This is a genomic window from Allobosea sp. P4_E12, from assembly GCF_056401655.1.
The window spans coordinates 241,615-264,286 of record NZ_JBFUIY010000006.1 but is presented as its reverse complement, the minus strand read 5'-3'; the positions used below and the strand labels follow the sequence as shown (position 1 = coordinate 264,286).

At 66.4% G+C, this 22,672-nt stretch carries 25 protein-coding genes; 6 read left to right on the top strand and 19 right to left on the bottom strand.

Going from position 1 to position 22,672, the window contains the following annotated elements:
- Positions 1 to 230 precede the first annotated feature (230 nt).
- The 13 genes from AC1DW9_RS10165 to AC1DW9_RS10105 form a co-directional block, all read right to left on the bottom strand.
- Positions 231 to 635 carry a leucine zipper domain-containing protein gene (locus AC1DW9_RS10165; RefSeq protein ID WP_476855079.1) on the bottom strand — a complete coding sequence of 135 codons (405 nt, stop codon included), beginning with the start codon at positions 633 to 635 and terminating at the stop codon, positions 231 to 233.
- Positions 636 to 823: 188 nt separating this feature from the next.
- Positions 824 to 1,996 (bottom strand): acyl-CoA dehydrogenase family protein, encoded by a 1,173-nt coding sequence (locus AC1DW9_RS10160; protein WP_441488414.1) that lies wholly within the window; start codon positions 1,994 to 1,996, stop codon positions 824 to 826.
- The gene (locus AC1DW9_RS10155; RefSeq protein ID WP_441504518.1) at positions 1,993 to 3,225 is read right to left on the bottom strand and encodes a dihydrolipoamide acetyltransferase family protein; all 1,233 of its coding nucleotides are present in this window, start codon (positions 3,223 to 3,225) and stop codon (positions 1,993 to 1,995) included. The genes AC1DW9_RS10160 and AC1DW9_RS10155 overlap by 4 nt, the downstream gene beginning before the upstream one ends.
- A gap of 2 nt (positions 3,226 to 3,227) precedes the next feature.
- Positions 3,228 to 4,010, bottom strand: coding sequence for an enoyl-CoA hydratase/isomerase family protein (locus AC1DW9_RS10150; RefSeq protein ID WP_441478142.1), 783 nt, complete (start codon positions 4,008 to 4,010; stop codon positions 3,228 to 3,230).
- Between the two features lie 17 nt (positions 4,011 to 4,027).
- On the bottom strand, positions 4,028 to 5,002 hold the full coding sequence (locus AC1DW9_RS10145; RefSeq protein WP_441504519.1) for an alpha-ketoacid dehydrogenase subunit beta: 975 nt from the start codon (positions 5,000 to 5,002) through the stop codon (positions 4,028 to 4,030).
- Positions 5,002 to 6,015, bottom strand: coding sequence for a thiamine pyrophosphate-dependent dehydrogenase E1 component subunit alpha (locus AC1DW9_RS10140; RefSeq protein ID WP_441504520.1), 1,014 nt, complete (start codon positions 6,013 to 6,015; stop codon positions 5,002 to 5,004). The genes AC1DW9_RS10145 and AC1DW9_RS10140 overlap by 1 nt, the downstream gene beginning before the upstream one ends.
- A 133-nt stretch (positions 6,016 to 6,148) precedes the next feature.
- Complete coding sequence (locus tag AC1DW9_RS10135) at positions 6,149 to 7,507, bottom strand: MmgE/PrpD family protein (protein WP_441504521.1); 1,359 nt, start codon at positions 7,505 to 7,507, stop codon at positions 6,149 to 6,151.
- A gap of 18 nt (positions 7,508 to 7,525) precedes the next feature.
- Positions 7,526 to 8,257 carry an ABC transporter ATP-binding protein gene (locus AC1DW9_RS10130; RefSeq protein WP_441504522.1) on the bottom strand — a complete coding sequence of 244 codons (732 nt, stop codon included), beginning with the start codon at positions 8,255 to 8,257 and terminating at the stop codon, positions 7,526 to 7,528.
- A complete protein-coding gene (locus tag AC1DW9_RS10125) occupies positions 8,254 to 9,006 on the bottom strand; it encodes an ABC transporter ATP-binding protein (RefSeq protein WP_441488420.1) in 753 nt (250 codons plus the stop codon). Before AC1DW9_RS10125 ends, AC1DW9_RS10130 begins: the two co-directional genes overlap by 4 nt.
- Positions 8,999 to 9,787 (bottom strand): SDR family NAD(P)-dependent oxidoreductase, encoded by a 789-nt coding sequence (locus AC1DW9_RS10120; protein ID WP_441504523.1) that lies wholly within the window; start codon positions 9,785 to 9,787, stop codon positions 8,999 to 9,001. The genes AC1DW9_RS10125 and AC1DW9_RS10120 overlap by 8 nt, the downstream gene beginning before the upstream one ends.
- Positions 9,784 to 10,782 (bottom strand): branched-chain amino acid ABC transporter permease, encoded by a 999-nt coding sequence (locus AC1DW9_RS10115; RefSeq protein ID WP_441504524.1) that lies wholly within the window; start codon positions 10,780 to 10,782, stop codon positions 9,784 to 9,786. The genes AC1DW9_RS10120 and AC1DW9_RS10115 overlap by 4 nt, the downstream gene beginning before the upstream one ends.
- A gap of 1 nt (position 10,783) precedes the next feature.
- Complete coding sequence (locus tag AC1DW9_RS10110; RefSeq protein ID WP_113517917.1) at positions 10,784 to 11,686, bottom strand: branched-chain amino acid ABC transporter permease; 903 nt, start codon at positions 11,684 to 11,686, stop codon at positions 10,784 to 10,786.
- 102 nt (positions 11,687 to 11,788) lie between these two features.
- Positions 11,789 to 13,048 (bottom strand): ABC transporter substrate-binding protein, encoded by a 1,260-nt coding sequence (locus AC1DW9_RS10105; protein WP_476775859.1) that lies wholly within the window; start codon positions 13,046 to 13,048, stop codon positions 11,789 to 11,791.
- A gap of 202 nt (positions 13,049 to 13,250) precedes the next feature.
- On the opposite strand from AC1DW9_RS10105, the gene AC1DW9_RS10100 reads away from it, so the two are divergent.
- Together AC1DW9_RS10100 and AC1DW9_RS10095 are read left to right on the top strand one after the other, a co-directional pair.
- Entirely contained in the window at positions 13,251 to 14,741 is a 1,491-nt protein-coding gene (locus AC1DW9_RS10100) for an AMP-binding protein (RefSeq protein WP_476775858.1), read from the top strand.
- Between the two features lie 55 nt (positions 14,742 to 14,796).
- Positions 14,797 to 15,435, top strand: coding sequence for a TetR/AcrR family transcriptional regulator (locus AC1DW9_RS10095; protein ID WP_441504527.1), 639 nt, complete (start codon positions 14,797 to 14,799; stop codon positions 15,433 to 15,435).
- 88 nt (positions 15,436 to 15,523) lie between these two features.
- On the opposite strand, the gene AC1DW9_RS10090 is transcribed toward AC1DW9_RS10095, so the two are convergent.
- The gene (locus tag AC1DW9_RS10090; protein WP_441488426.1) at positions 15,524 to 16,465 is read right to left on the bottom strand and encodes a LysR family transcriptional regulator ArgP; all 942 of its coding nucleotides are present in this window, start codon (positions 16,463 to 16,465) and stop codon (positions 15,524 to 15,526) included.
- A 69-nt stretch (positions 16,466 to 16,534) separates the two neighbouring features.
- Between AC1DW9_RS10090 and AC1DW9_RS10085 the strand changes: the two genes are divergently transcribed.
- Positions 16,535 to 17,185 carry a LysE/ArgO family amino acid transporter gene (locus AC1DW9_RS10085; RefSeq protein WP_476775856.1) on the top strand — a complete coding sequence of 217 codons (651 nt, stop codon included), beginning with the start codon at positions 16,535 to 16,537 and terminating at the stop codon, positions 17,183 to 17,185.
- Between the two features lie 151 nt (positions 17,186 to 17,336).
- Entirely contained in the window at positions 17,337 to 17,798 is a 462-nt protein-coding gene (locus tag AC1DW9_RS10080; protein ID WP_441504529.1) for a DUF6894 family protein, read from the top strand.
- A 144-nt stretch (positions 17,799 to 17,942) separates the two neighbouring features.
- On the opposite strand, the gene AC1DW9_RS10075 is transcribed toward AC1DW9_RS10080, so the two are convergent.
- Positions 17,943 to 18,863, bottom strand: a complete 921-nt coding sequence (locus tag AC1DW9_RS10075; protein ID WP_476775869.1) for an extracellular catalytic domain type 1 short-chain-length polyhydroxyalkanoate depolymerase — start codon at positions 18,861 to 18,863, stop codon at positions 17,943 to 17,945.
- Between AC1DW9_RS10075 and AC1DW9_RS10070 the strand changes: the two genes are divergently transcribed.
- Positions 18,862 to 19,143 (top strand): hypothetical protein, encoded by a 282-nt coding sequence (locus AC1DW9_RS10070; protein WP_441488848.1) that lies wholly within the window; start codon positions 18,862 to 18,864, stop codon positions 19,141 to 19,143. The genes AC1DW9_RS10075 and AC1DW9_RS10070 overlap by 2 nt on opposite strands.
- Positions 19,144 to 19,190: 47 nt before the next feature.
- On the opposite strand, the gene AC1DW9_RS10065 is transcribed toward AC1DW9_RS10070, so the two are convergent.
- Together AC1DW9_RS10065 and AC1DW9_RS10060 are read right to left on the bottom strand one after the other, a co-directional pair.
- On the bottom strand, positions 19,191 to 19,847 hold the full coding sequence (locus AC1DW9_RS10065) for a hypothetical protein (RefSeq protein WP_441488429.1): 657 nt from the start codon (positions 19,845 to 19,847) through the stop codon (positions 19,191 to 19,193).
- 52 nt (positions 19,848 to 19,899) lie between these two features.
- Complete coding sequence (locus AC1DW9_RS10060) at positions 19,900 to 20,238, bottom strand: hypothetical protein (protein ID WP_441488430.1); 339 nt, start codon at positions 20,236 to 20,238, stop codon at positions 19,900 to 19,902.
- A 400-nt stretch (positions 20,239 to 20,638) separates the two neighbouring features.
- Here AC1DW9_RS10060 and AC1DW9_RS10055 point away from each other — a divergent pair, with 400 nt between their 5' ends.
- Positions 20,639 to 20,821, top strand: coding sequence for a DUF3606 domain-containing protein (locus AC1DW9_RS10055; protein WP_441488431.1), 183 nt, complete (start codon positions 20,639 to 20,641; stop codon positions 20,819 to 20,821).
- A gap of 437 nt (positions 20,822 to 21,258) precedes the next feature.
- On the opposite strand, the gene AC1DW9_RS10050 is transcribed toward AC1DW9_RS10055, so the two are convergent.
- Positions 21,259 to 21,582 carry a hypothetical protein gene (locus tag AC1DW9_RS10050; RefSeq protein WP_441488432.1) on the bottom strand — a complete coding sequence of 108 codons (324 nt, stop codon included), beginning with the start codon at positions 21,580 to 21,582 and terminating at the stop codon, positions 21,259 to 21,261.
- 101 nt (positions 21,583 to 21,683) lie between these two features.
- Positions 21,684 to 22,583, bottom strand: coding sequence for a LysR family transcriptional regulator (locus tag AC1DW9_RS10045; protein WP_441488433.1), 900 nt, complete (start codon positions 22,581 to 22,583; stop codon positions 21,684 to 21,686).
- Positions 22,584 to 22,672: the final 89 nt, after the last annotated feature.

The window sequence follows — 22,672 nt, the reverse complement described above, 5'->3', positions numbered from 1 at the left end:
AAGGCGAACCTTCTGAACGTCGGCGCCCGATCGCTTCCAACATTGCCCCCATTGTTGACCGAGTTCTGCCGCATTCTGCGTTGCCGCTGCGGCAACGGCATCGTCAGAACGAATGAACCCGACGGGGGGCCTGCCGGCGGCGTTCGCATCTCCTCAAATCCTGTTCGGGCGTGGCTCCCCGGCTGCCGGTGCTGGCCGGACAGCCCGCATCGCATCGGTGCTCAGCGCCCCTAGATGTGGAGCGTCAACAGGTTGTCCTCGTCGCGAGCGAGTCTGCTGATGGGTGTCTTGGCCTGGATTCCGCCGTGGGGGCGATGCCAGTTGTAGTGATGGAGCCAGCGCGGCAGCTCTTCGGCTCTGCGCTCTGAGTGGCCGCTCAGCCGCTGGCGCCGCAGTGCGATGATCTGCTCGACCTGGCCTGCCGGCGTCGGGCGATGCAGCCGGTGCGGACGCGACGAGCGGTCCGCCAGCCCGGCCATGCCCTCGGCGGCGAAGCGGGCGATCCATTTATGGACGGTCTTGAGGCTGACGCSGGCCGCCTTGGCGATCACGCCAGAGGCCGTGCCTGCCGCCGCCATGCGCACGATCCGCTCTCGACCCAACTGCGTCAGACGGGCATTCTTRTGGATGTTCATCCGGTCCTCCTTCGATGGAGACTGAAGCTTCGCAACCTCAGCTTCCTCGCTCGGGACCGGATGGACAACCTATTGAGAGCTCACACCTAGATCATCAGACAGGGAAATCGTATCCGGTCCGATGATCTAACCCTTTGTGATGGCATCGGCTTTCCCGAGAACCGCAATCCACTTTTCGGGCCGATGCCCTAGTAGGAGCGCGGCAGCCCCAGGTCATGCTGGGCGACATAGTTGAGGATCATCTCCTCCGAGACCGGAGCGACGCGGAACAGGCGCGCGTCGCGCCAGAGCCGCTCGACATGGTATTCCTTCGCATAACCCATGCCGCCGAGGGTCTGGATGGCGCGGTCCGTCGCCAGCCCCGCGGCGTGGCCGGCAAGCCATTTCGCCATATTGGCCTCGCTGCCATAGGGCTTGCCCTGGTCGTAGAGCGCCGCCGCCTTCTGGTTCATCAGCCTGGCGCATTCCAGCTGGATATGCGCCTCGGCGAGTGGGAACTGGATGCCCTGATAGGAGCCGATCGCCGCGCCGTTGAAGATCTTGCGTTCGCGGGCATAGTCGGCTGCAAGCCGGATCGCGAGTTCGGCCGTGCCGACCAGCCCGGCCGTGGTGACGATGCGCTCGGTGTTCAGCACGTCGAGCAATTCGCGAAAGCCGCCATCGAGCGTGCCGACGAGCTCATGCCCCTCGACGCGCACATCCTCGAAGAACACGGCGCTGGAGGGCAAGGTGTTGGTGCCGACCTTCTCGATCGCCTGATGGGTCAGCCCCGCCCTGTCGACATCGATGAGGAAGAGACTGATGCCGTCGGTCTTGCGGCTGACCTCCTCGAGCTTGCGGGTGCGCGCGACGACCAGCATCTTCGTGGCCTGGGGCACCGCGGTGATCCAGATCTTCTGGCCGTTGAGGCGCCAGCCATTGCCGTCAGTGCGGGCGAATGTCTTGAGCGCGAGCGAATTCGTACCGGCATCCGGCTCGGTCAGCGCCATCGCGAACAGCGCGTCGCCCGCCACCAGCGCCGGCAAGAGCTCGCGCTTCATCGCCTCGGTGCCGAAGCGGCTGATGGTCACCCCGCCAAAGACCGGATTGCACATGAACATCTGGCTCAGCGTCGACCCGCCGGCCGCCGCGCAAAGGTTCTCGACCGCGATCGCGACTTCGGCCATGCCGAGCCCGGCGCCACCATATTCCTCCGGGATCGCGATGCCGCAGAGCCCGGCCGCGCAGATCTCGCGCCAGACGGCGCTGGGAAATTCCTTCTTCGCGTCGAGCTCGCGCCAGTAGTCCAGGCCGAACTTTTCGCCGACCCGCCGCGCGGTTTCCGCCAGCATCTGTTGCTCGTCGCTGCGGTCGAAATTCATGCTGGCCTCCGCTCCGCCGCGCGCTGGCGCAGCAGCCGCAACGGGTTTTCAAGGGTGTTGACGATGTGATCGAGGAAGCGCGCCGCCCGCACGCCGTCGAGCACGCGGTGGTCGCAGGAGAGAACCAGACCGATTTCGCGCCGCAGGCTCGGCAGGCCATTCGCATCCGGCCGGAAGACCGGCTTCTGCGCCGCGACGCCGAGAATGGCCGACTGGCCGGGATTGATGATCGGCACGAGATGCGAGGCGCCGAACATGCCGACATTGGAGACAGAGATGGCGCCGCCTTCGAGCTCGGCGCTCGCGAGGCGTCCGGAGCGGGCGCGGGCAACGAGATCGCCGCACCCGTCAGCGACCGCATCCAGGCTTAGGTGGCCGGCCTCACGAAGCACCGGCACGAGCAGGCCCCGTTCGCTGTCGACCGCGAGCCCGACATCCGGACTGGCGAGCTCGATGATCTCGTCCTCGGCCCAGAGCAGGTTGCAGGCCGGCATCTCGACCAGGGCCCGGCCCACCGCCGCCATGATGAAATGCGTGATGCTCAGGCGGGTCTGCCCGCCGCTGCCGTTCAATTCCTCGCGCAGGTCCAGCAGCCGCGAGATATCGGCCTCGGCATGAACGTAGAAATGCGGGATCGTCTGCTTGGACAGGGTCAGCCGGCGCGCGACGATCCTTTCCATGGTGCTGGCGGGGCGTCGCCGGTCGGACGTCGCTCGCACGGCCGGAGTCGGTCGGGCGTTCGCCTCGGTCGGTGCGATGGTCGCTGCCAGAGCCGCCTGGACATCGGCCTGCTTGATCCTGCCGCGCGGGCCGGAGCCTGCGACCAAGGCCAGGTCCAGGCCATGCCGGCGGGCGATGCGCCGCGCCAGCGGCGTCGCGATCACGCGATCCCCCGCAACTGGCGCCGGCACGGACACCGGTTCCGGTGCCGGCTTGGCCGCGGTCATCTCCGGAGCTGCGGCCTTCTGCACCCCGGCAGCCGGGGCCGCGCCGGCCCAGGTTGCGAGCACGGCGCCGACAGGGACCGTCTCGCCTTCCGGGATCAGGATTTCGCCGATGCTGCCGGCCTGCTGGGCCTCGATCTCGGTCGCGATCTTCTCGGTCTCGACGATGAACAGGATGTCGCCGGCCGCAACCCTGTCGCCCGGACCGACGCGCCAGGACGCGAGCAGGCCCTCGGTCATGGTCAGGCCGAGCTTGGGCATCACGATGGGGGCGGCGCTCGACATGGTCACACGCCCCGGAAGCTGGCTTGGCGCTTCTGCAGGAAGGCCTGGCAGCCTTCATGTGCGTCGGCGGAATCGAGCACGAGGCCGATCATCGCCTGCTCATGGCGCAGCGCCGAGGGCAGCGGCATATCCGCACCGTCATTGAGCGTGCGCTTCAGGAGTTTCAGGACGAGCGGGGATTTGGTCGCGATGCTGGCCGCAAGCGCCAGCGCCTGGTCGAGCAGTTCGGCATCGGGCACTACGCGGTTGATCAAGCCGAGCCGCTCCGCCTCGGCCGCATCGATGCGGCCGCCGGTGAACATCAGCTCCTTCGCCCGGCACAGCGGGATCTGGCGGATCAGCCGCTGAGAGCCGCCTGCGCCGGGGAACAGGCCCAGATTGATCTCGGGCAGGCCGAACTTGGCCGAGCTCGCGGCAAGGCGAATATCGAGGCAGAGCAGCAATTCGGTGCCGCCGCCCAGCGCCCAGCCGTTCACCGCGGCGATCGTCGGCTTGTCCAGCGTCTCGATGCGGCGGAAGACGCTGTGCAGCCGCTCGCCGAGCTCGAGATAATGCGGCAGGCCCTGGCGGCTATCGAGATCGGCGATATCGCCGCCGGCGACGAAGGCGCGCTCGCCGGCTCCGGTCAGGACGACGACCTTGACCAGCGGATCGGCCCCGGCGCGGCCCACGGCCTCGTCGAGCGCCGCAAGCGTCGCCATGTCGAGCGCATTCAGCGTCGCTGGCCGATTGATCGTGATCAGGGCGGTGGCGTCACGGCGCTCATAGAGAATGCTGTCGGACACGGGTGTTCCTCTCGATCTCAGGCGAGTGTGCGGCGCACGGCTTGCACCACCCGCTCGGCGGAAGGCAGGTAGGCCGTCTCCAACCCCTTGGAGAACGGCACCGGCATGAAGGGTGCGCCGACCCGTACGATCGGCCCGTCGAGTTCGTCGAAACCGATATCGGCCATCCGGGCGACGATCTCGGCGCCGACGCCAAAGGCCTCGACGGCCTCGTGCACCACGACGAGGCGATGGGTTTTGGCGAGCGAGCGCAGGACGGCCTGCTCGTCCCAGGGCTGGATGCTGCGCAGGTCCAGGATTTCGGCCTCGACGCCCTCCCCCGCGAGCTGGGAGGCAGCGGCCAGGGCCGTGTGGACGGCGGCGCCATAGGCAATGATGCTGACATCCCTGCCCTCGCGCAGCGTCGCCGCCTGGCCGAGCGGGATGACCGGCAGCTCGGCCGGCACGTCGGCCTTCATGGCGTAGAGCGCCTTGTTCTCGACGAAGACGACCGGGTCGGGATCGGCGATCGCCGCGCGCAGCAGGCCATAGGCGCTGGCCGGGTCGGAGGGGCAAACGACCTTCAGCCCCGGCACATGGGCAAACCAGGCCTCCAGGCATTGCGAATGCTGGGGGCCGGCGCCAAGGCCGCCGCCATGCGGCGTGCGCAGCACCATCGGCACGGAGCTCTGGCCGCCGAACATGAAGCGCGCCTTGGCTGCCTGGTTCACCATCGCGTCCATGACCAGCGTGGTGAAATCCATGAACATGATCTCGACGACCGGCCTGAGGCCGCTGAGCGCGGCTCCCACGGCGGCACCCGCGATCGCGGCCTCGGAGATCGGCGTATCGACGATGCGTTCGGCACCGAAGCGCTCGCGCAGGCCGCGGCTGGCCCCGAAGGCGCCGCCGGCCTCGGAGACATCCTCGCCGATCAGGATGACGGTGGGGTCGGCCGCCATCGCGTCGGCCAAGGCGAGGTTGATCGCCTTGAGATAACGAAGCTCCGGCATCAGTGTGCCTCCATCCCGGCTGGCGCCGCTGTGTAGACATCCGCGAGCGCAGCCTCGAAACCGGGGCCAGGTGCCGCGCGCGCCGCCTCGACCGCGGCATGAATGCGCGCCTTGACCTCTTCGGTGATGCTGGCCAAGGCGTCCTCGGCGATGCCGGCCTCAACCAGCTGCGTCGCGGTGATCCGCAGCGGGTCGCGTTCGCTCAGCGCAGCGAGGTCGGCGGCATCACGGTATTTCTGGGCATCGCCCTCGAAATGGCCACGCACGCGCGTCGTCATGCATTCGAGGATGCGCGGGCCGTCCGCCCGGACCTCGGGCACGATCCGCGCGGCGGCCTCGGCAACGGCAGCGACATCGTTGCCGTCGACCAGGACATGCGGGATCCGGTAGGCGGCGGCCAGATCCTTCAATGCAAAGGAGAGCTGCTTCGAGGTCGGCAGGAATTCGCCCCAGCCATTGTTCTCGCAGACGAAGAGCATGGGCAGCCGCCAGAGCGCCGCCATGTTCAGGCATTCATGCACGAGGCCCTCGGCCAGCGCCCCGTCACCGAAGAAGGCAACCGCGATCGCGCCGTTCTTCTGCGTCCGATGCGCGAGCGCGCTGCCGAGCGCGATCGAGAGCCCGGCCCCGACAATGCCGTTGGCGCCAAGCATGCCGACCGACATGTCGGCGACATGCATCGAGCCGCCGCGGCCGCGGCAGAGCCCGGTATCCCGGGCCAGCAGTTCCGCAAAGAACCCGTCGAGCGAAAGCCCCTTGGCGATGGCATGGCCGTGGCCGCGATGGGTCGAGGCGATCGTATCCTGCGCCGTCAGGGCCGCCATGACGCCAACCGACACCGCCTCCTGGCCGATGCTCAGATGGATGAAACCCGGCACCTCGCCATCGGCGAACATCGCGCTCAGCCGCTCTTCGCTGCAGCGGATCAGCACCAGCGAACGATAGAGCGCGAGCAACCCGTGGGCGGCGTTGTGGCCGGCCGGCGCGACGGAAGGGTCCAATGGTTCTGTCATGAAGCTCTCAATCACCAGGAGTCGCATTTAACATAAAATGATTTATGAGTCATAATTCATTTTTTGAGAATGCAACTGCTTCGATGCCAGGACGTTGATGCGAAGCGGGTCACGCCAAGTGGATCACGCCGGGCTACGCCGCCCGGCGCCGGCCTTCGATCTCCGAGAAGAGCCCGACGACCTCCGCGATGGCGCCATGCGGCAGGGCATCGACGACGGCCTCGATCCGCTCGAACAGAGATCGCGGCAGCCCCTGCTCGCTGCCGATGCGACCGAGCAATTCACGCAAGGTCGCGCGATCGAAGGCATAGTCGGCGGGCGTCATCCGCTGTTCATGGATCAGGGTCTCGCCGTCCAGCGTGTCGGCCTCGAGCACTGCGCTGAGCACCGGCACGCCGGGATCGGTGACGAGCGCGATCCTCTCGACCAGCGCATTCACCGCGGCATCGTCATAGGTCGTCATCTGCCGCGTGCTCGGCGCGCCGTGGACCAGGGTCGTGGCAATGCAGAACGGAATGCTCATCAGCGTGCCTGAAATCGAGCTGAACGGGCCGGTCGCATCCATGCCGGCATAACCGGTCTCATAGGGGTTCATCCGCACGCGCACCGCCGCGAGCGGCCTGCTAGCCAGCACCTCGCGCAGGGCGAGCGCCCCGGTCACCGGCGTCTGGTTGAAAGCGCAAACCGGAAAGGGCTTGAAGGTGACGCGCAGGATCGCCCAGTCGCGGCCGAGGCTGGCGGCGAGACCGGCCGGCGCCTCCACCCCGGCAAAGCTGCGCGCGAGCCCCGCCCTGCCCTCCACGGCATGCGGCGCGGAGACCGAGCCGGCCGCGGCAAGCTCGGCGGCGGCCAGGCCGTTGCGGGCGACGATGCCGACCTGGTAGCGCCATTCGTCGGTGCCGTCGGCAAAGGATTGCAGGACGCCGCCGGTGAACGAGACGGCATTGGCCAGCGCTGCCGCGAGCGTCGCCTCGTCAAGCTCCATCAGCGTGCCGGCCGCAGCCGCAGCCGCAACGGTGCCATAGGTCGCGGAGGAGCGGAACCCGGCCGGCGTCGTGCGGCCGGCGAAGGCCTGCTCCAGCAAGCCGCCAGCCTCGTAGCCCGCGACCAGCGCCGGAAGCAGCCTTGCAAGCGGATAGGCCCTGGCCTCGATCATCGCCAGCAGCATCGGGATCAGGATCGTGCCGAAATGCGCCGCCCCGCAGGTATCCTCCTGGGCCCGGCCATGGAACAGCGCTGCATTGGCGAGGCAGGCAGCGCCGATCGTGCTGCGCCTGCCATCGCCGAGCAGGGTCGCCCCGTGGGCGATCTCGCCATCGAGCGCCAGGGCGGCCTTGCGCGCCACCGGCGCATAGGGCGTATCGAAGCCATTGACCGCCATGCCGAGCGCATTGACGAGGCAGGACCGGGCCTTGGCCACAACCTCGGGCGGCAGGGTCTCCGTGCGCAGCTGCACGACAAAACGGGCGATCTCGCGGGTGAGCGTCGGCACGAGCAATCTCCTGGGCGATCAGAGCGCGAGATAACGCTGGCGGATGTCGTCATTCGCCTTCAGGGCCGCGATCGAGCCCTTGAAGACGATCTGGCCCTTGTCGATCACGGTCGCGTCCGTCGCGAGGCCGAGGCAGAAATGCATGTTCTGCTCGGCGATCAGGATCGTGACGCCGGTCTGGCGCAGCGTGCGGATCAGCTCGCCGATGCGCTGCACGATGATGGGCGCGAGGCCTTCGCTGGGCTCGTCCAGAAGCAGCACCGAGGGGTTGCCCATCAGCATGCGGGCGATCGCGAGCATCTGCTGCTCGCCGCCTGAGAGGCGCCCGGCCATGCGCTGGCGCAGGGGCACGAGCAGCGGGAACACCTCGTAGATGCGTTCGAGGTTCCACTCGTCCCGCCCATCGGGGCCCTTCTTCGCGGCGATCAGCAGGTTGTCCTCGACGCTGTGCTGCGGAAAGACCTGCCTGTCCTCGGGCACGAAGCCGAGCCCGGCGCAGGCGATGCGATGCGGTTTCTGGCGCGTCGTCTCGGCGCCGTTCAGGCGCACGCTGCCGCGCCGCGGCGGGGCAAGACCGGCGATCGCCTTCATCGTCGTGCTCTTGCCGGCGCCGTTGCGGCCGAGCAGCGCCATGGTCTGGCCCTGCTCGACGGAAAAGCCGACACCGAACAGGATCTGGCTCGCCCCATAGAAGACGTCGACGCCGGACAGCGCGATGACCGCAGGGCTGGTGACGGAACCGCCGCTCATGCCGCCACCTCATGCTCGCTGCCGAGATAGGCCTCGATCACGGCCGGATTGGTCCGGATCTGCTGCGGCGTGCCTTCCGCCAGAACCCGGCCATAGCTCAGGACGCGGATCGACGGGGCGATCTTGAAGACGATGTCCATGTCGTGCTCGATGAAGACCACGGTCATCTTCTGCCGTTCCCAGAGCTCATGGACCTTGTCGATGACGCGCCAGCGTTCCTCGGGGCCCATGCCGGCGGTCGGCTCGTCGAGCAGGAGCACGCGCGGCTCGAGCACCAGGGCAAGCGCGATATCGAGCAGCTTCTGGTCGCCATGCGAGAGATTGGCCGAGAGGATGTGGCGCTTGTCGTGAAGCCCGACCATCGCGACGCAATGGCCGGCATGGGCGCGCGTCGAGGCGAGCGGGAAACGCGTGCCGAGGCGGCCCGCGTGGCGGTGATGCGCGGAGACCGCGGCCAGCAGGGTTTCCTCGACCGTCAGCGACGGGAAGATGCTCGCGACCTGGAAGGCCCGCCCGACCCCGCGCCGGACGATCTCACCGATGCTCAATCCGACGAGGTTCTGGCCATCGAGCCGGATCTCGCCGCTATCGGGCCGGATCGCCCCCGAGAGCTGGTTGAAGAAGGTGCTCTTTCCCGCGCCGTTCGGCCCGATGATCGCGGTCAGCGAGGCGGTCTCGAAGGTCAGCGTGACGTCGTCGGTCGCGCGCACCCCGCCAAAGGCCTTCACCAGATTGCGGATCTCAAGCATCGCTGCCGTTCCCCGGATCGCGGAAGCCGCCATAGCTGTGCCAGGAGGTGCCCGCGAGCCAGCCGCAATCGACGGGAACGTCGATGCCCGTGATCGCGGACGCGTCGGGCGAGGCCAGGAAGGCGACGACGCGCGCGACCTCGTCAGGCTCGACCAGGCGGCCGAGCGCTGCGCTGCCGACGAGGTTGGTGATGTCGCGCTCACCCTTGTCGATCGCGGCCTGCAATGCCGGCGTGCGGGTATAGCCCGGCGAGACGCTGTTGACGCGGACCTGGGCTGGTCCCCATTCGGCGGCGAGCCCGCGCGTGATCGCGATGACGGCGGCCTTGGCCGGCGCATAGGCGTGAAGCGGGACCGAGCGCGAGCCGGTGATCGAGGCGATGTTGACGATGCTGCCGGCGCGACGCGTCAGCATCGCCGCCCCGAAGACGACGCAGGCCAGATAGGTCCCGCGCTGGTCGATATGGATGACATGGTCCCAGACCGCCATCGGCAGCTCGGTCGGCCGCAGGGGCGGCTGCAGCACGCCGGCGCTGTTGACAAGAATGCCGACCGGGCCGATCTCGGCCTCGATCCGCGCCGCCACGCGCCGCAGCCCCTCCTCGTCGCCGACATCGCCCTGGACGGCGTGGCCGCCGAGCTCGGCGGCGACGCTTTCCGCCAGCGCCAGGTCGCGGTCTAGGATCACGATCCGGGCGCCGCGCTTGGCCAGTTCGCGGCAGCAGGCGGCGCCGATGCCACTTGCGCCCCCGGTGACGACGGCGATGGTCTTCTCGGTCATGTCGACGTCCCCTTCACTGCGACGGGAGCAGGCGTGGCGGCACCGCGCGTGCGCCGCGCCGCCAGCCATTCCATCACGAAATCCAGCAGGCCTTTGCGCAGGCCGAGCGCGAAGAGCAGGATGACCGAGCCGAGCACGAGCCCGTGATGCTCGGCCGTGCGCGTGACGAAATCGTTCAGCAGCAGCAGGATTCCGGTTCCGACCAGCGGCCCGAGGAAGTTTGCCGTGCCGCCGAGCATGACGATGAAGACGGCCTCGCCCGACATCGTCCAGAAGGCGAACTCGGGATAGGCGCCCGAGACGAACAGACTCATGATCACGCCGCCGAGGCTGGCGAAGGCGCCGGCGAGAACGAAGGCGGTCAGCCTCGTGCGATAGACATTGATGCCGAGAAAGCCAGCGCGGGTGGCGTTGTCGCGGACCATGCGCAGCGCATAGCCGAAGGGCGAGGACACGATGTGCCGCATCGCCAGGAGCCCGAGCACCAGCAGCGCGGCGCTGAACAGATAGAGCTGCTTCTGGTCGGAGAGGTTGATGCCGAGGAAGGCCGGGCGCGGGATGCCGCCGCGCAGGCCCTGGTCGCCACCGGTGACCGGCACCCAGGCGATGATCATGCTGTGGATCAGCATCTGGAAGGCCAGCGTCACGAAGGCGAAATAGATCTCCTTCAGCCGCACGCAGATCGCGCCGACGACGAGCGCGACCAGCGCCGAGATGCAGAGCGTCAGCAGGACGGCGAGCGGGATCGGCATGCCGGTGCGCTGCATCAGGATGCCGAAGCTGTAGGCGCCCATGCCGAAGAACAAGCCATGGCCGAAGGAGACCATGCCGCCATAGCCGACGAGCAGGTTGAGCGAGGTCGCAAACAGGCCGAGCGCGGCGCAGCGGATGACGAAATCGATCAGCGCGCTGCTGCTGGTGATGAGCGGCAGGATGGCCAGGACGAGGAAACCGGCAAGGGCGAGCGCGGCGTCGCGAAGGGCTGGGCGGGTCATCTCAGGCCGCCTCGCGTCCGAACAGGCCGGTCGGCTTCACGATGAGGACGAGCGCCATGCAAAGATACATCAGAGCCTCGGTGAAGAGCGGAAAGCCGAGCGCGCCAAAGGCCCTGATCAGCCCGATCAGGATCGCGCCGACCAGCGCGCCCATGATCGAGCCCATGCCGCCGATCACGGTGACGATGAAGGACTCGATCAGGATCGAGAAGCCCATGCCCGGCGTCAGCGAACGGACCGGCGCAGCAAGCCCGCCGGCGAGACCCGCGAGCAGGCAGCCGAGCGCAAACAGGGCCGTGAAGAGCAGGCCGGTATTGATGCCCAGCACGGAGACCATCGCCGGGTTGTGAGCAGCCGCACGGATCGTCTTGCCGATCCTCGTCTTCGCGATGGCCAGGCCGAGCACCCCCGCCATCAGCAGCGCCGCGGCGATCAGGAACAGATAGAAGGGCGGAACGACCCCGCCCATGATGAAGAGCGGCGGCACCTGGAAGGCCGGCGGCATGCCCATGGCGCGGAATTCCGGCCCCCAGACGATCCGCACGAGATCGTCGAGGATCAGCACCAGCGCGTAGCAGACGAGCAGCTGCATCAGGACGTTGCCGCCATAGATGCGCTGCATGAAGAAGCGCTCGATGACGATCCCGATCAGGCAGGTCCCGACCGCGGCACCGAGCAGTGCGAGCGCATAGCTCTGCGTCGCCTGGAACACCGTCATCGCGAGATAGGCGCCGATCATGTAGAAGGCGCCATGGCTGAAGTTCACGATCTTCATCACGCCGAAGATCAGCGTCAGCCCGACCGCGACGAGGAAGAGCAGCATCCCGATAATGAAGCCGCTCGTCGCCTGCGTCACGAGGCAGGATGACGAGGACAGGCAGTCCGTCAGGGCGTTGAGGTCCATCGCGCGCTCGCCGGGAGGAAATGGGCCGGGCCGCGCGCCAGGGCGCGGCCGGATCTGATGGGACGCAGGCGTCGGGACGACCCCGACGGATCAGGACGGGCTTCAGACGAAGCCCTTGTCCTTCTTCCACTCGGCCTCGAGCTCGAGGATGCGCTGCCAGGGCACGCTCTTCATCTCGGGAACATAGGGCTCCTTGGCGATCGTCGTGCCCCAGCCGACCGCGTAATCGACGAGCGTCTGGTCGTCGGCCCGCATCGTGACCTTGCCCTCGGCGCCAAAGGGCGACTCGATGGTCAGGCCGCGCAGGACCTCGGCCAGCTTCTTGCCGTCGGCCGAATTCGCCTTCTTCGCGGCAGCGGCGAGGAAATTGACCGCCAAGGCATTCTGCCAGGCCCAGTTGGTCGGGTACTCGCCATATTTCGCGCGATAAGCGTCGCCCCAGGCGGCGTTCTGGGGCGTCGCCGGGAAGGTCTTGATGTAGCGATTGCCGGAATGGATGCCGGGCGGCAGGTTCTTGACCGTGGTCAGCGCGGTGTAATCGGCCATGTTGACCGCGAAGAACTGCATCTGCGCGAAGAGCGCATAGATGCCGGCCTGGTCGATGAAGGAGGTCAGGTCGCCGCCCCAGAGGCAGGAATAGAGCGCCTGCGGCTTGGCCTGCAGCAGCTTGGTGATCGACTCGGTATAGTCGGGCTGGAAGATCTTCGGCCAGGATTCCGCGACGACCTCGGCCTTGGGCGCGAAACGCTTGAGATACATCACGAATTCGGCGGTCGTATCGCGGCCGTAGGCGTAGTCCGGCGAGCAGGTCGCCCAGCGCGTCAGCCCCTTGGCATTGACGATCTCGGCCGCATAGGTTCCGCCCGCGACGGAATCATGGATGCCCTGGCGCGCGCAACGGAAGGCGTTCGGCAGTTTGAGCTTGGGATCGGCCGTCAGGGACGAGGTTTCGGAATTGCTGTGAATGCAGAGAACGCCGAGATCGCGCGCCACCTCATGGACGGCGAAGGCGCCGGTCGAGGCTTCCGCGTCGATCAGGATCTCGCAGCCGTCGGAATTGACCAGTTCGCGGGCGACGCGGGCGGCCTCCTGCGGCTGCCCCTTGGTGTCGCGCACCACGAGCTCGATCGGCCGGCCGGCAAGCCCGCCGGCGGCATTGGCCTTCTCGACCTCCATCTGCGCGGCATTGCGCGAGGATGTGCCGAGCTGGGCGACGCGCCCCGACAAAATGGTCGGCATGCCCACCTTGACAGCCTTGGCCTGGGCGCGGGCGACCCAGGGCGCGGCCATCACGCCGGCGGCTCCGGCCGTCAGCGCCAGAACGGCGCGCCGATTCATCGGCAAGGACGGTGTCTTGGTCATCACGCTTCTCCCTGGGGCCTTTGGCCGTTTCCTTTCCGGGTTGATCCGGAAGGCGGCATCTTGTCGGCGCCGCTGTGCGGCACGCGCTTCTTGCAGCGATATTCGGCAGCCGCCGGGGTGACGTCAAGAGAAAAATGAATTACGAGTCATAAATCAGAAAAAGGAGATGGCGAGGCCTCGCGAGCTTTGCCAAGAGGGTGGAATGATCAATCTCTCGAGCTTCGTCCGCTACCACGCGAGCCGGACGCCGGACCGTACCGCCGTCATCTTCGACGAGGCCCGCATCTCCTATGGCGCGCTTGCCGGGCGGGTCGCGCGGAGCGCCGGCTGGATTGCCGCGCGCGGCATCGTGGCGGGCGATGTCGTTGCCGTGCTGATGAAGAACAGCGCCGCCTTCGTCGAGCTGGCGATCGCGGTCGGGCATCTCGGCGCCGTCTTCCTGCCGATCAATTTCCGCCTCTCCGCCGACGAGGTGCGCTACATCGTCGAGGATTCCGGCGCCAGGCTGCTGATCGCCGATGAGGAGCTTGCAGCCTCGGCCCGCGAGGCCGGCCCGGTCGTCCTGGTCGATGCGGCAGCGCGCGCCGACAGCACGCGGCTCGGCTCCGGGGCTGCGCCTGCCGATCCGGTGCCGCGCAAGCCGTCCGACCTGTTTCGGCTGATGTACACGTCGGGGACCACCGACCGCCCCAAGGGCGTGATGCACAGCTACGAGAATTTCTACTGGAAATGCAGCGACCATATCGTGGCGCTTGGCCTCACCCGGGAGGACCGGCTTCTCGTCGTCGGGCCGCTCTACCATGTCGGAGCCTTCGACCTGCCCGGCCTGGCCGTGCTCTGGGTCGGCGGCATGCTGTGCATCCAGCGCGAGTTCTCGCCGGTTGCCGCGCTCCAGGCGATTGGCAGGGAACGGTTGAACTGCGCCTGGCTCGCCCCCGTGATGATGAGCGCGATGCTCGCAGCCACGGAAGAGGCAGGCCAGGATCTGTCCAGCCTGCGCTGGGTCATCGGCGGTGGCGAGCGCACGCCCGAGGCGCGCATCCGCAGCTTCAGCGCCGCCTTCCCCAATGCCCGCTATATCGACGCCTACGGCCTGACGGAGACCTGCAGCGGCGATACGCTGATGGAGGCAGGTCGCGAGATCGAGAAGATCGGCTCTGTCGGCCGGGCGCTTGCCCATGTCGAAATCCAGATCAGGGACGAGGCCGGCAGGGTCCTGCCGCCGGGCGCGACCGGAGAGATCTGCCTGCGCGGCGCCAAGATCACCAGCGGCTACTGGAACGATGCGGCCAAGACCGAAGCCGCGTTCTACGGCGACTGGTTCCGCAGCGGCGACATGGGCTATCTCGACCCGGACGGCTTCCTCTATCTGACCGACCGCATGAAGGACATGATCATCTCCGGCGGCGAGAATATCGCCTCCTCGGAGGTCGAGCGCGCCATCTTCGAGCTGCCGCAGGTGCGCGAGGTCGCGGTGATCGGCGCGCCCGACGAACGCTGGGGCGAAAGGCCGGTTGCCTTCGTCGTTCTCGAGCCCGGCAGCGCCCTCACCCTCGATGCGCTCGCCGCCCATTGCCGCAGCCGGCTCGCCGCCTTCAAGGCCCCGCGCCAGCTGATCCTGCGGGAAAGCCTGCCGCGCAATCCATCGGGCAAGATCCTGAAGCGGGTCCTCCGCGACGAGTTGCGATCCTAGCCCGATCTGCGAGTTTGATCACACGTCAGCCCAAGAGCCCCGGATACGAGACCGCATGACGACACAAGCCCGTGCGAGCAGCAGCGCAAAACGCCCGAAGCTGACCCGCAGCGAGAAGAATGACGACGTCAAACGCCGCCTGTTCGGCGCCGCGGCGAAGGTCGTCGGCAAATACGGCTATGCCGAGGCCTCGGTGGCCCGCATCACGGACCTGGCGGGCGTGGCGCAGGGAACCTTCTACAATCATTTCGAGAACCGGCAGGAACTGCTCGAGCAATTGCTGCCGGTCATCGGCCAGCACATGGTCGACTTCATCCGCGAGAAGATCGAGGCGTCAGCCTCCGAGCTCGAGAAGGAGGTCGCCCGCTTTCGCGCCTTCTTCGAATTCCTGCAGGATACACCTGAATTCCTGCGCATCCTGAACGAGGCCGAGGTTTTCGCGCCGCTCGGCTACCAGCAGCATCTCGACAATATCTCCGCGGCCTATGTGCGGCTGCTCAAGCGCGCACGCGGCCCCGGCAAGATCGGCGACTACAGCGACGAAGAGCTGGAGGTCATCGTCCATATCCTGATGGGTGCACGCGGCTATCTCAGCCGGCGCTATGCCTATGGCGAGGACGGCGTGAACCCCGTCCCCGAGCATGTCATCACCGCCTATGAGAAGCTGATGCGCTCAGGCCTGATCGAGGGATAGGCCGCGAACGCCGCCGGCCGGTCGGATCATCATGCCGTGTTTGCATCGGCTTTACCGAAAACCGCGATCCACTTTTCGGGCCGATGCTTTAGGGCCGTTCGGCGGGGCAGCTGCCCGGCCCGCGTCCTTCGTTTCCGGCCCTGGCCAGTTCGAGCGCGCTGATCGACCGGACGCAATGCGTCAGCCGGTCGAGCAGTCGCGCGGCCAGGCGCGTGCGCTGCCAGTACAGCGTGACGGAGATAGGCCGATGCGGCGGCAGCTCCACCAGGCGACCGGCATCGAGATGCGGCGTTGCCAGCGGCAGCGGCGTCATCGACCAGCCCAACCCGGCCAGCGTCATGTCCAGCATGCCCTGGGTCGAGGGTATCCAATGGACGGGGGGCGAAACCGGCGTCCCCCAGGACTGCCGCACCCAGCGCGCCTGCAACTCGTCGCGACGGTCGAAGCGCAGCATCGGCGCTTCCTGAAGGCTCGCGGCATCGACGCCGTCGGGAAAGAACCGGCTGATGAAGCCGGGGCTGGCCGTCGCCACATAGTCGATGGCGCCGAGCGGATAGATCTTGCAACCGGGAACGGGGGCGGGATCGGCCGTCACAGCCGCCAGAACCTCTCCCGTGCGCAGCCGCTCGGCCGTATGGGCCTCATCATCCATGACGAGGTCGAGCATCGCACCGGTCTGCGCCGCGAACTGTGCCGCCGCCCGGGGAAACCAGGTGCTGACGCTGTCGGCATTGACGGCGACCCTGACCGTGGTCGCGCCGGGCTCCTGAACCGCCAGTCCCGGCAGATCATGGACGACTTCGCCTTCGAGCAGCCGAACCTGCTCGACATGGGCGCAGAGCTTGGCGCCGATCTCGGTCGGGCGACAGGGAACGCCCCTTGTCAGCAGGATCGCGCCGAGCCGTTCCTCCAACCCCTTCACACGCTGAGACACAGCCGATGGCGTGACGCCGAGCGCCACTGCGGCCTTCTCGAAACTGCCCTCGCGGGCGACGGCAGCGACGGCCGCCAGGGACGCATAGTCCAGCATTAACTTGCCTAATTCATGATTAGCTTCTTTAGCTAGACTACATCGGCAGTCGCGCGCATCAAGGCCGGCATGACCAGCTCTCTCATGCCCTCTCTCTTGCCCTCTCTTTTGCCCGCCTTCGCCAAGGGTTTTGCCCTTTCCGCCGGCCTGATCATGGCCATCGGCGCCCAGAACATGTTCGTGCTGCGCCAGGGGCTCAAACGGGAGCATGTCTGGCCTATCGTCCTGTTCTGCGCGGCGGCCGACGCTGCGCTGATCGTGGCAGGCGTCAGCGGCCTCGGCAGCGCACTCGCCCTCATTCCCGGCCTGTCGCTCGTCCTCAGCCTGGGTGGCGCGGCCTTTCTCAGCTGGTACGGCGTTTCGGCGCTCAGGCGGGCCGCCAACCCTTCCGTCCTCCTTGTCGAGCAACAAGGCGGCATGACGCTCGGCGCAGCGCTGGCCGGCACCGCCGCCTTCACCTTCCTCAACCCTCACGTCTATATCGACACGGTCATGCTCATGGGGGCCGTCGGGACGAGCCTTCCGCCGATCGAGCGGCCTCCGTTCATGGCCGGCGCGGCGATTGCCAGCTTTGCCTGGTTCGCTTCGCTTGGCTTCGGCGCGCGCTTCCTCGCCCCGCTCCTGTCCCGGCCCGCCTCCTGGCGCGTTCTCGACCTCGGCATCGGCGCGATGATGCTGGCGCTCGCGGCAAGCCTGCTCCGCGACGCGCTGATCCCCTGACCCAACGCCCTCGCCGAGCGGCCCACTCCGCGGAAAAGGCGGGAGCGCCCTAACAAAATTCGCATTCCCTTCCCCCCGACCGGGAACGGGCAGTGTTCTGGCACGTTCTCAAACAGGAGCCCGCCCATCTCTCCTTCGCCAGGAGCGGAGCATGAGCCGTTATTTCTTCGACAGCACGGATGGCGACTTCGTCGATATCGACGAGGACGGAATCGAACTTGCCAGCGACGGAGAAGCGCGGCTGTCGGCTTTGGACGCCTTGCCCGACATGGCCCGCGCGGTGATGCCAAACGGCGACTGTCGGTTGTTCGTGGTCAGCGTCCGCCGGGACGATGGCGGCGTCATATATCGGGCGAGCATGGAACTCTTGGGTGAGCGGACCGAACGCTGGACCGCAACGGAGGTCGACATGGCGAAGGCAGATCAAGACAAGCCGACCGGACAGCCCGGCAGGACAAGCGATAGCCGCCCACGGCCGGGGACAGGCATACCCACGGACGATCGGGCGAAGCCGGCGGCGGACGCGAATGTCGTTGCGCCAGCAAAGGGCGATCCAAAGCCCTCCAGTTCACCGAGCGCCCTCGACCCTGGGCGTCCCGTGAAGAAGAACTGATTGCGGTGGCGATGGACCTTGCGATGGCGGTGGAACACTCGGGATTCTGCGAGTGGACGGGTTTGGTGGCATGCCAGCCCGACCATGACAGAGGTCCGCTTCCCGGCTGCGCCGACGGACCTGCGTCAGGACGCGTATCAGGCCTCAAGCCGGACTGAAGCTCTTCCCTTTGGAAGCGGCTGGTCGTCGGGCCTCGGGTGCACGTAGCGCCGTCTTGATCTTTAGCCTTCGAACGAGGAAGAAGCGCGCCATCTCCTTGGAGGCGTCGGGTCCGGCACTGTCCGTAAGCGCCCCAAAGACTTTGCCGCCGGACCAGGCGTGTCCAGTACCATGGACAAGCCATGTCTCCAGCAGGACATCGCCGCCAAGGGGACGGTAGCTTGTTCGGGTGAAATCACGCCCTCGATCAGATCGTCCGGTGCGGGTCTCGACCGCAAGCGTCGATCCGCAGGACTGTCGCAATCGATGGACAAAGCCGTCCGCATTCGCCGGATGTACCGTCGTGTCGCGATCGCCGTGAAAGAGGATCGTCGGAGGCGGCTGGGCGATCTGTCCGGTCGGAGCCGGAGGATTTGATCCTGGCCCCTGCCGCATGGCCAGGCGGGCTTGCGTCAGGCCGCTGACGGCCTCGCCCGAGAGGCCGGAATGGACGCCTACGGCGGCATAGAGATCGGGATACGCCGCGCCAGCGATCGCCGCTGCCGCGCCTCCCGCGGAGATGCCCGCAATATACACGCGCGTGGGGTTACCCCTGCAGAGGGTGAGCACGTTTCGCGTCAGCGCCGCGATCATCGCGGGTTCGCCGGAGCCCCGCTTTTGATTGGCAGGCCGATGCCAGTTCCAGCAGCGTGCCATATTGGCAGACGCCGCCTGCTCGGGATACAGCACGAGGAAGCCGAGTTCGTCCGCGACATCGTTCATGCCTGTTCCGGACGCGAAGTCCGAAGCCGATTGAGTGCAACCATGGAGCATGACCAACAGGGGCAAGCGCCTGCGGGTTGAGCCAATGGGCGTGTAGAGCTTGTAGCGCAGTGTGCCATTGGCTCCACTGAATCGATCGCTGATGAAACTGCCCGCCGCGGGTCTGCGCGGCGGAACCGCGCTCCGTTTGGCCGTTTTGGTGGTCTTCTTGGCGCGTGCCGGCTTCGGCAGCTTTGTCAGCTTTGTCAGCTTTCGGATGAGGGCAGCTGAGCGGGCCGCGCTCCTGTTTGCGGCGCGCGTTGCTCTCAACAGCGATCGAAAAGGATTTCTCACGCGCAGATCCCCTGCCGGGCGCTTTCAACTGCGCATGAGAGCCCAACCGTTCACGGCTCGAAATGATCCCGCACTGCAGCATTGTTTTTGAACGGCGCACCACTCCCGTCCCCTCGTCGGCGATCGGTCGCTGCCGCGCTAAGGAACGACCGGGAGATCCCCTGGATTCACCGCCCCGAGCTGGCTGTGAAAGGTCAGCGTCCGGTCGAAACTCTGTTGTTGCGAAACCCCGGAAATGACGTGTTCGCCGGTGTCGTAGACCGTTCGCCTAGTTCCATCATCGATGACCAGGCGCCGCGCTGTCGGGAAGAACGCATACCGCATGTCGTTTTGGCTACCAGCCGTTGCCGCGTCCCCAAATTCTGCTGGCCACTTCCTGGATTCCCGGTCTTTCCGCGCCTCGGCTTCGTTTGCGGCATGTGGCGCTTCCATCGCGGCTTCGCCGCGCCGAAGCGCGTCCGCCAGATCCCCAAGAACACCGTCGAATTTTGCCTTGGTCGCAGCATTGAACATGTCACCGATCATGCTCATTCCGCCGGTCGACCATTGGGCCATGCCGCCGAAGGCAGGGTGAGAAAACTGGGCCATCGTCCCCCGACCTCGACGAAGCGCTGCCAACGCCGCCTCCACAACGTCGACGGCGACCCCATGATTCTGCGCCGTCCGTGTGATCAGGTCAGATGTCTCGTCCGCCAGTCCCTCCTCGGACGGGCGGGTATCGGTTCGGGATGTAAAATCCTGCTCGGGGGGAAGAGGGTTTCCGTGTCCGTCTTTCACCATGACGTCGTCCTCCATCTAGCACACCAAAGGGCCGGTCGGAACGCGGTCTCAGTCGATCTCGAGACGGTCACTGGTCCGAGAGCGTAACCCACGCCATGGCTGATCCCTGGGCCAGTCTCGCCCGTGCGACGGCGCAATCCTCGACATAGAGCCGCCGCGCTGCCGACGTGTTGCGCAGCCCATGATCCGAGAGCCATTTCAGGAGCGGGGGGCGCCGAACCGTCACGATCTGGATTGCCATTCCCGCGTTCAAGAACCGGGAATAGACGCCCGAAGCACGCTGGTGCCACTCGGAGTAGGACCGCGGCAAAACTGCTCGGTCTTCCGCAAGCGCCCAGAGTTCATCGAAATCCGACTGCTTGTACCAGGGAAGCGCAAGCCGATAGGTTTCAGACGGTGTATCCATGAAAACGTCTACCTACCTCGTGCGCATATCCTAATATTGAACGCTTGATCGAGCTTTCATTCGATGCTCGAAAGATGTGTCAGAAGAGAGTGCCTCCCTTCTTCGGATTGTCTGGCCAACAATTCGATCGACGATCCGATGGCCGGCGCAGTCGTCTCCACGAAAAGGGGAACCGCTGTTCAAGTCCTTTGTTCCCACCGGCTGATCCATCAAGAATCCGCGAGTCCATTTGAGCCCGCGCAGAATCACGCCCAGTCGCTCGTTACCGCACCAGAGCGAGGCGCCCTTGCGTACGAGTGCGCTTCAGCCGCCAGGCCGAGCCAGAACGCCACAGGAAGCGTTCGTCGCTGAGGAACATCGTTGCGACATTGCGGTTCCATGGGGCTCCAAGGAGGTTACCATGCCGGACGATCTTACCAACCGCGACGCGCAAGACCGCGCCCGCATCAATCTGAATGAACCTCACGAGGTCAAATACTGGACCCAAAAATGGGGCGTGAGCCTTGAGCAATTGAAGATGGCCGTTGCAAAGGCGGGTTCACGCTCGGCCGCGGTCGCGAAGCTGTTGGGCCGGCCCCTCTAGCGCATCGCAGGGAGTAGGCTTTTCCACGTCGGCAGTCGCCAAACGTCCGCCGGTCAGCGACCCTTCCGGAACACTCTCTGTGGGTGCGGTTCAAAGGCCTCCACCGGGAGAGATCATCATGGGTCGCGGTATTTTGCTTTGGATGCTCGCCATTCCTCTTCCGCTCATCATCCTCCTCGCGTTCTTTCGGTAGCGACCTGAATCGTCGTTCGATCGCCACATGACGGCCGGACGCTGGCCGCGCATCGCTGGATTTGTGCGATCACTCGACGTTTCCGCTGACTGCGGAAACGTCACGGGGACCATTATGGATGTCGGCTGGTTCCTGGCTCGCGTCCGAGACGCCAGTGCAGACTCGCGGCGCGTCGCCCCAGCAACGACCGTATGAAGTCAGCCTCGACCGCCTGTCGAAATCGGGCGCAACGTCCCGGCCCGCATCAGGGAGCGTGATTGCGTCGTCGTTGCCACCACGCCCGCAGCCTGATCCATAGATTCACTGTGGCAAGAGCAAAGCGCGCCATCGGCTTTCTCAATGGCGGGAAGTCTGCGGCGATCAGCAACAGGCCAAGAGGCAGCATCCAAAGCCCGAGCGCGGGTAAGATCGAGAAGATGCCGCCGACGATCAGGAGAAGCCCCACGGGCAGTCGAACCCAACGCGAGGCCGGGTGCCGCAGCCAACGCAATGTCGCTGAGAACCGCTCTGGAACCTCCCGCTCGATGTGCTTGAATGCCCGCCGGAGTTCCTGCTTCCCCTCATCCATCATTTCTCCCGAACGCTCACGCCGTTGGACAACGCGCGACGCCGGAGTTCGTTCATCGCACGGGCGCAGCCGACCTGGTCTCAGCATTGACGATCAACCGGTCAGGCCGCGTTCGGCTTCCAGTCGGCGACCGCGACGGCGAGTTCCGCCGCGGCCTCGACGATCGGCCGCGCCGGCATCGTCACATAGGATGCGGTGAAACTCATCGGGGTCGGCACCCAATCGCAGTTGAGGGCGACGAGTTCCCCGGATTCGACGAAGCGCTCGACCAGCGGCGACGGCAAGGTCGCGATGCCGAGGCCGTCCAGCGTCATGTTCAGGCAGGCCGCCAGATTGCTCGACGAGACCGGGCGGCTGAGCCGGCTGCTGTTGCGCTTGAAGTAGTCGACGACCTCCGCATAGGGCCGCGTGTTCTTGGCATGGGTCAGGATCGGAAACCGGGCGAGGTCATCGGCCCCGACGGGATCGGGCAAGGCTGCGGCAAACCGGGGGGCAGCGACCCAGGGCAGCGCCACCGTCCCCAGCGGCAGATTGGTGACAGAGAGGTCGGAGATCGGCCCGTTGAGGAAGGCGATGTCGAGTGAGCCGTCCATGAGGTTGCGCTGGAGATTGAAGGTCAGGTCGACACTCAGCTCGACCACGACCTCGGGGAAGCGCACGGCCATCTCGCGCAGGAAGCGATGCAGCCAGGTCTGGGCCACGGTTTCCGCGACGCCGAGCTTCAGGATGGATTGCCGGCTCGCCGCATCGCCCGCCTGGAGCAGCGCCTCGGTCGCCTCGAGCGCCCGCGCCGCGAGCGGCAGCACGCTCTTGCCTTGATCCGTCAGCACGACCGATCCGGCATCGCGTTCGAACAGGCGCAGGTTCAGGACCGTTTCGAGCGCCGATATCCGCGCCGAAATATTCGGCTGCGTCGTGTTCATCTGTTCGGCGACGCGGCGGAAATTCCTGAGCGAGGCCAGCCGGACGAAGGTTTCGATCTGCTTGAGCGTGATCTGCATCGAGAACCCCGGTCTGCGCCGCCACGGAGCGCGCCACAGGATCAATATTTTCTATCATCACGAGACAATCAAATAATTAGACGTGATCA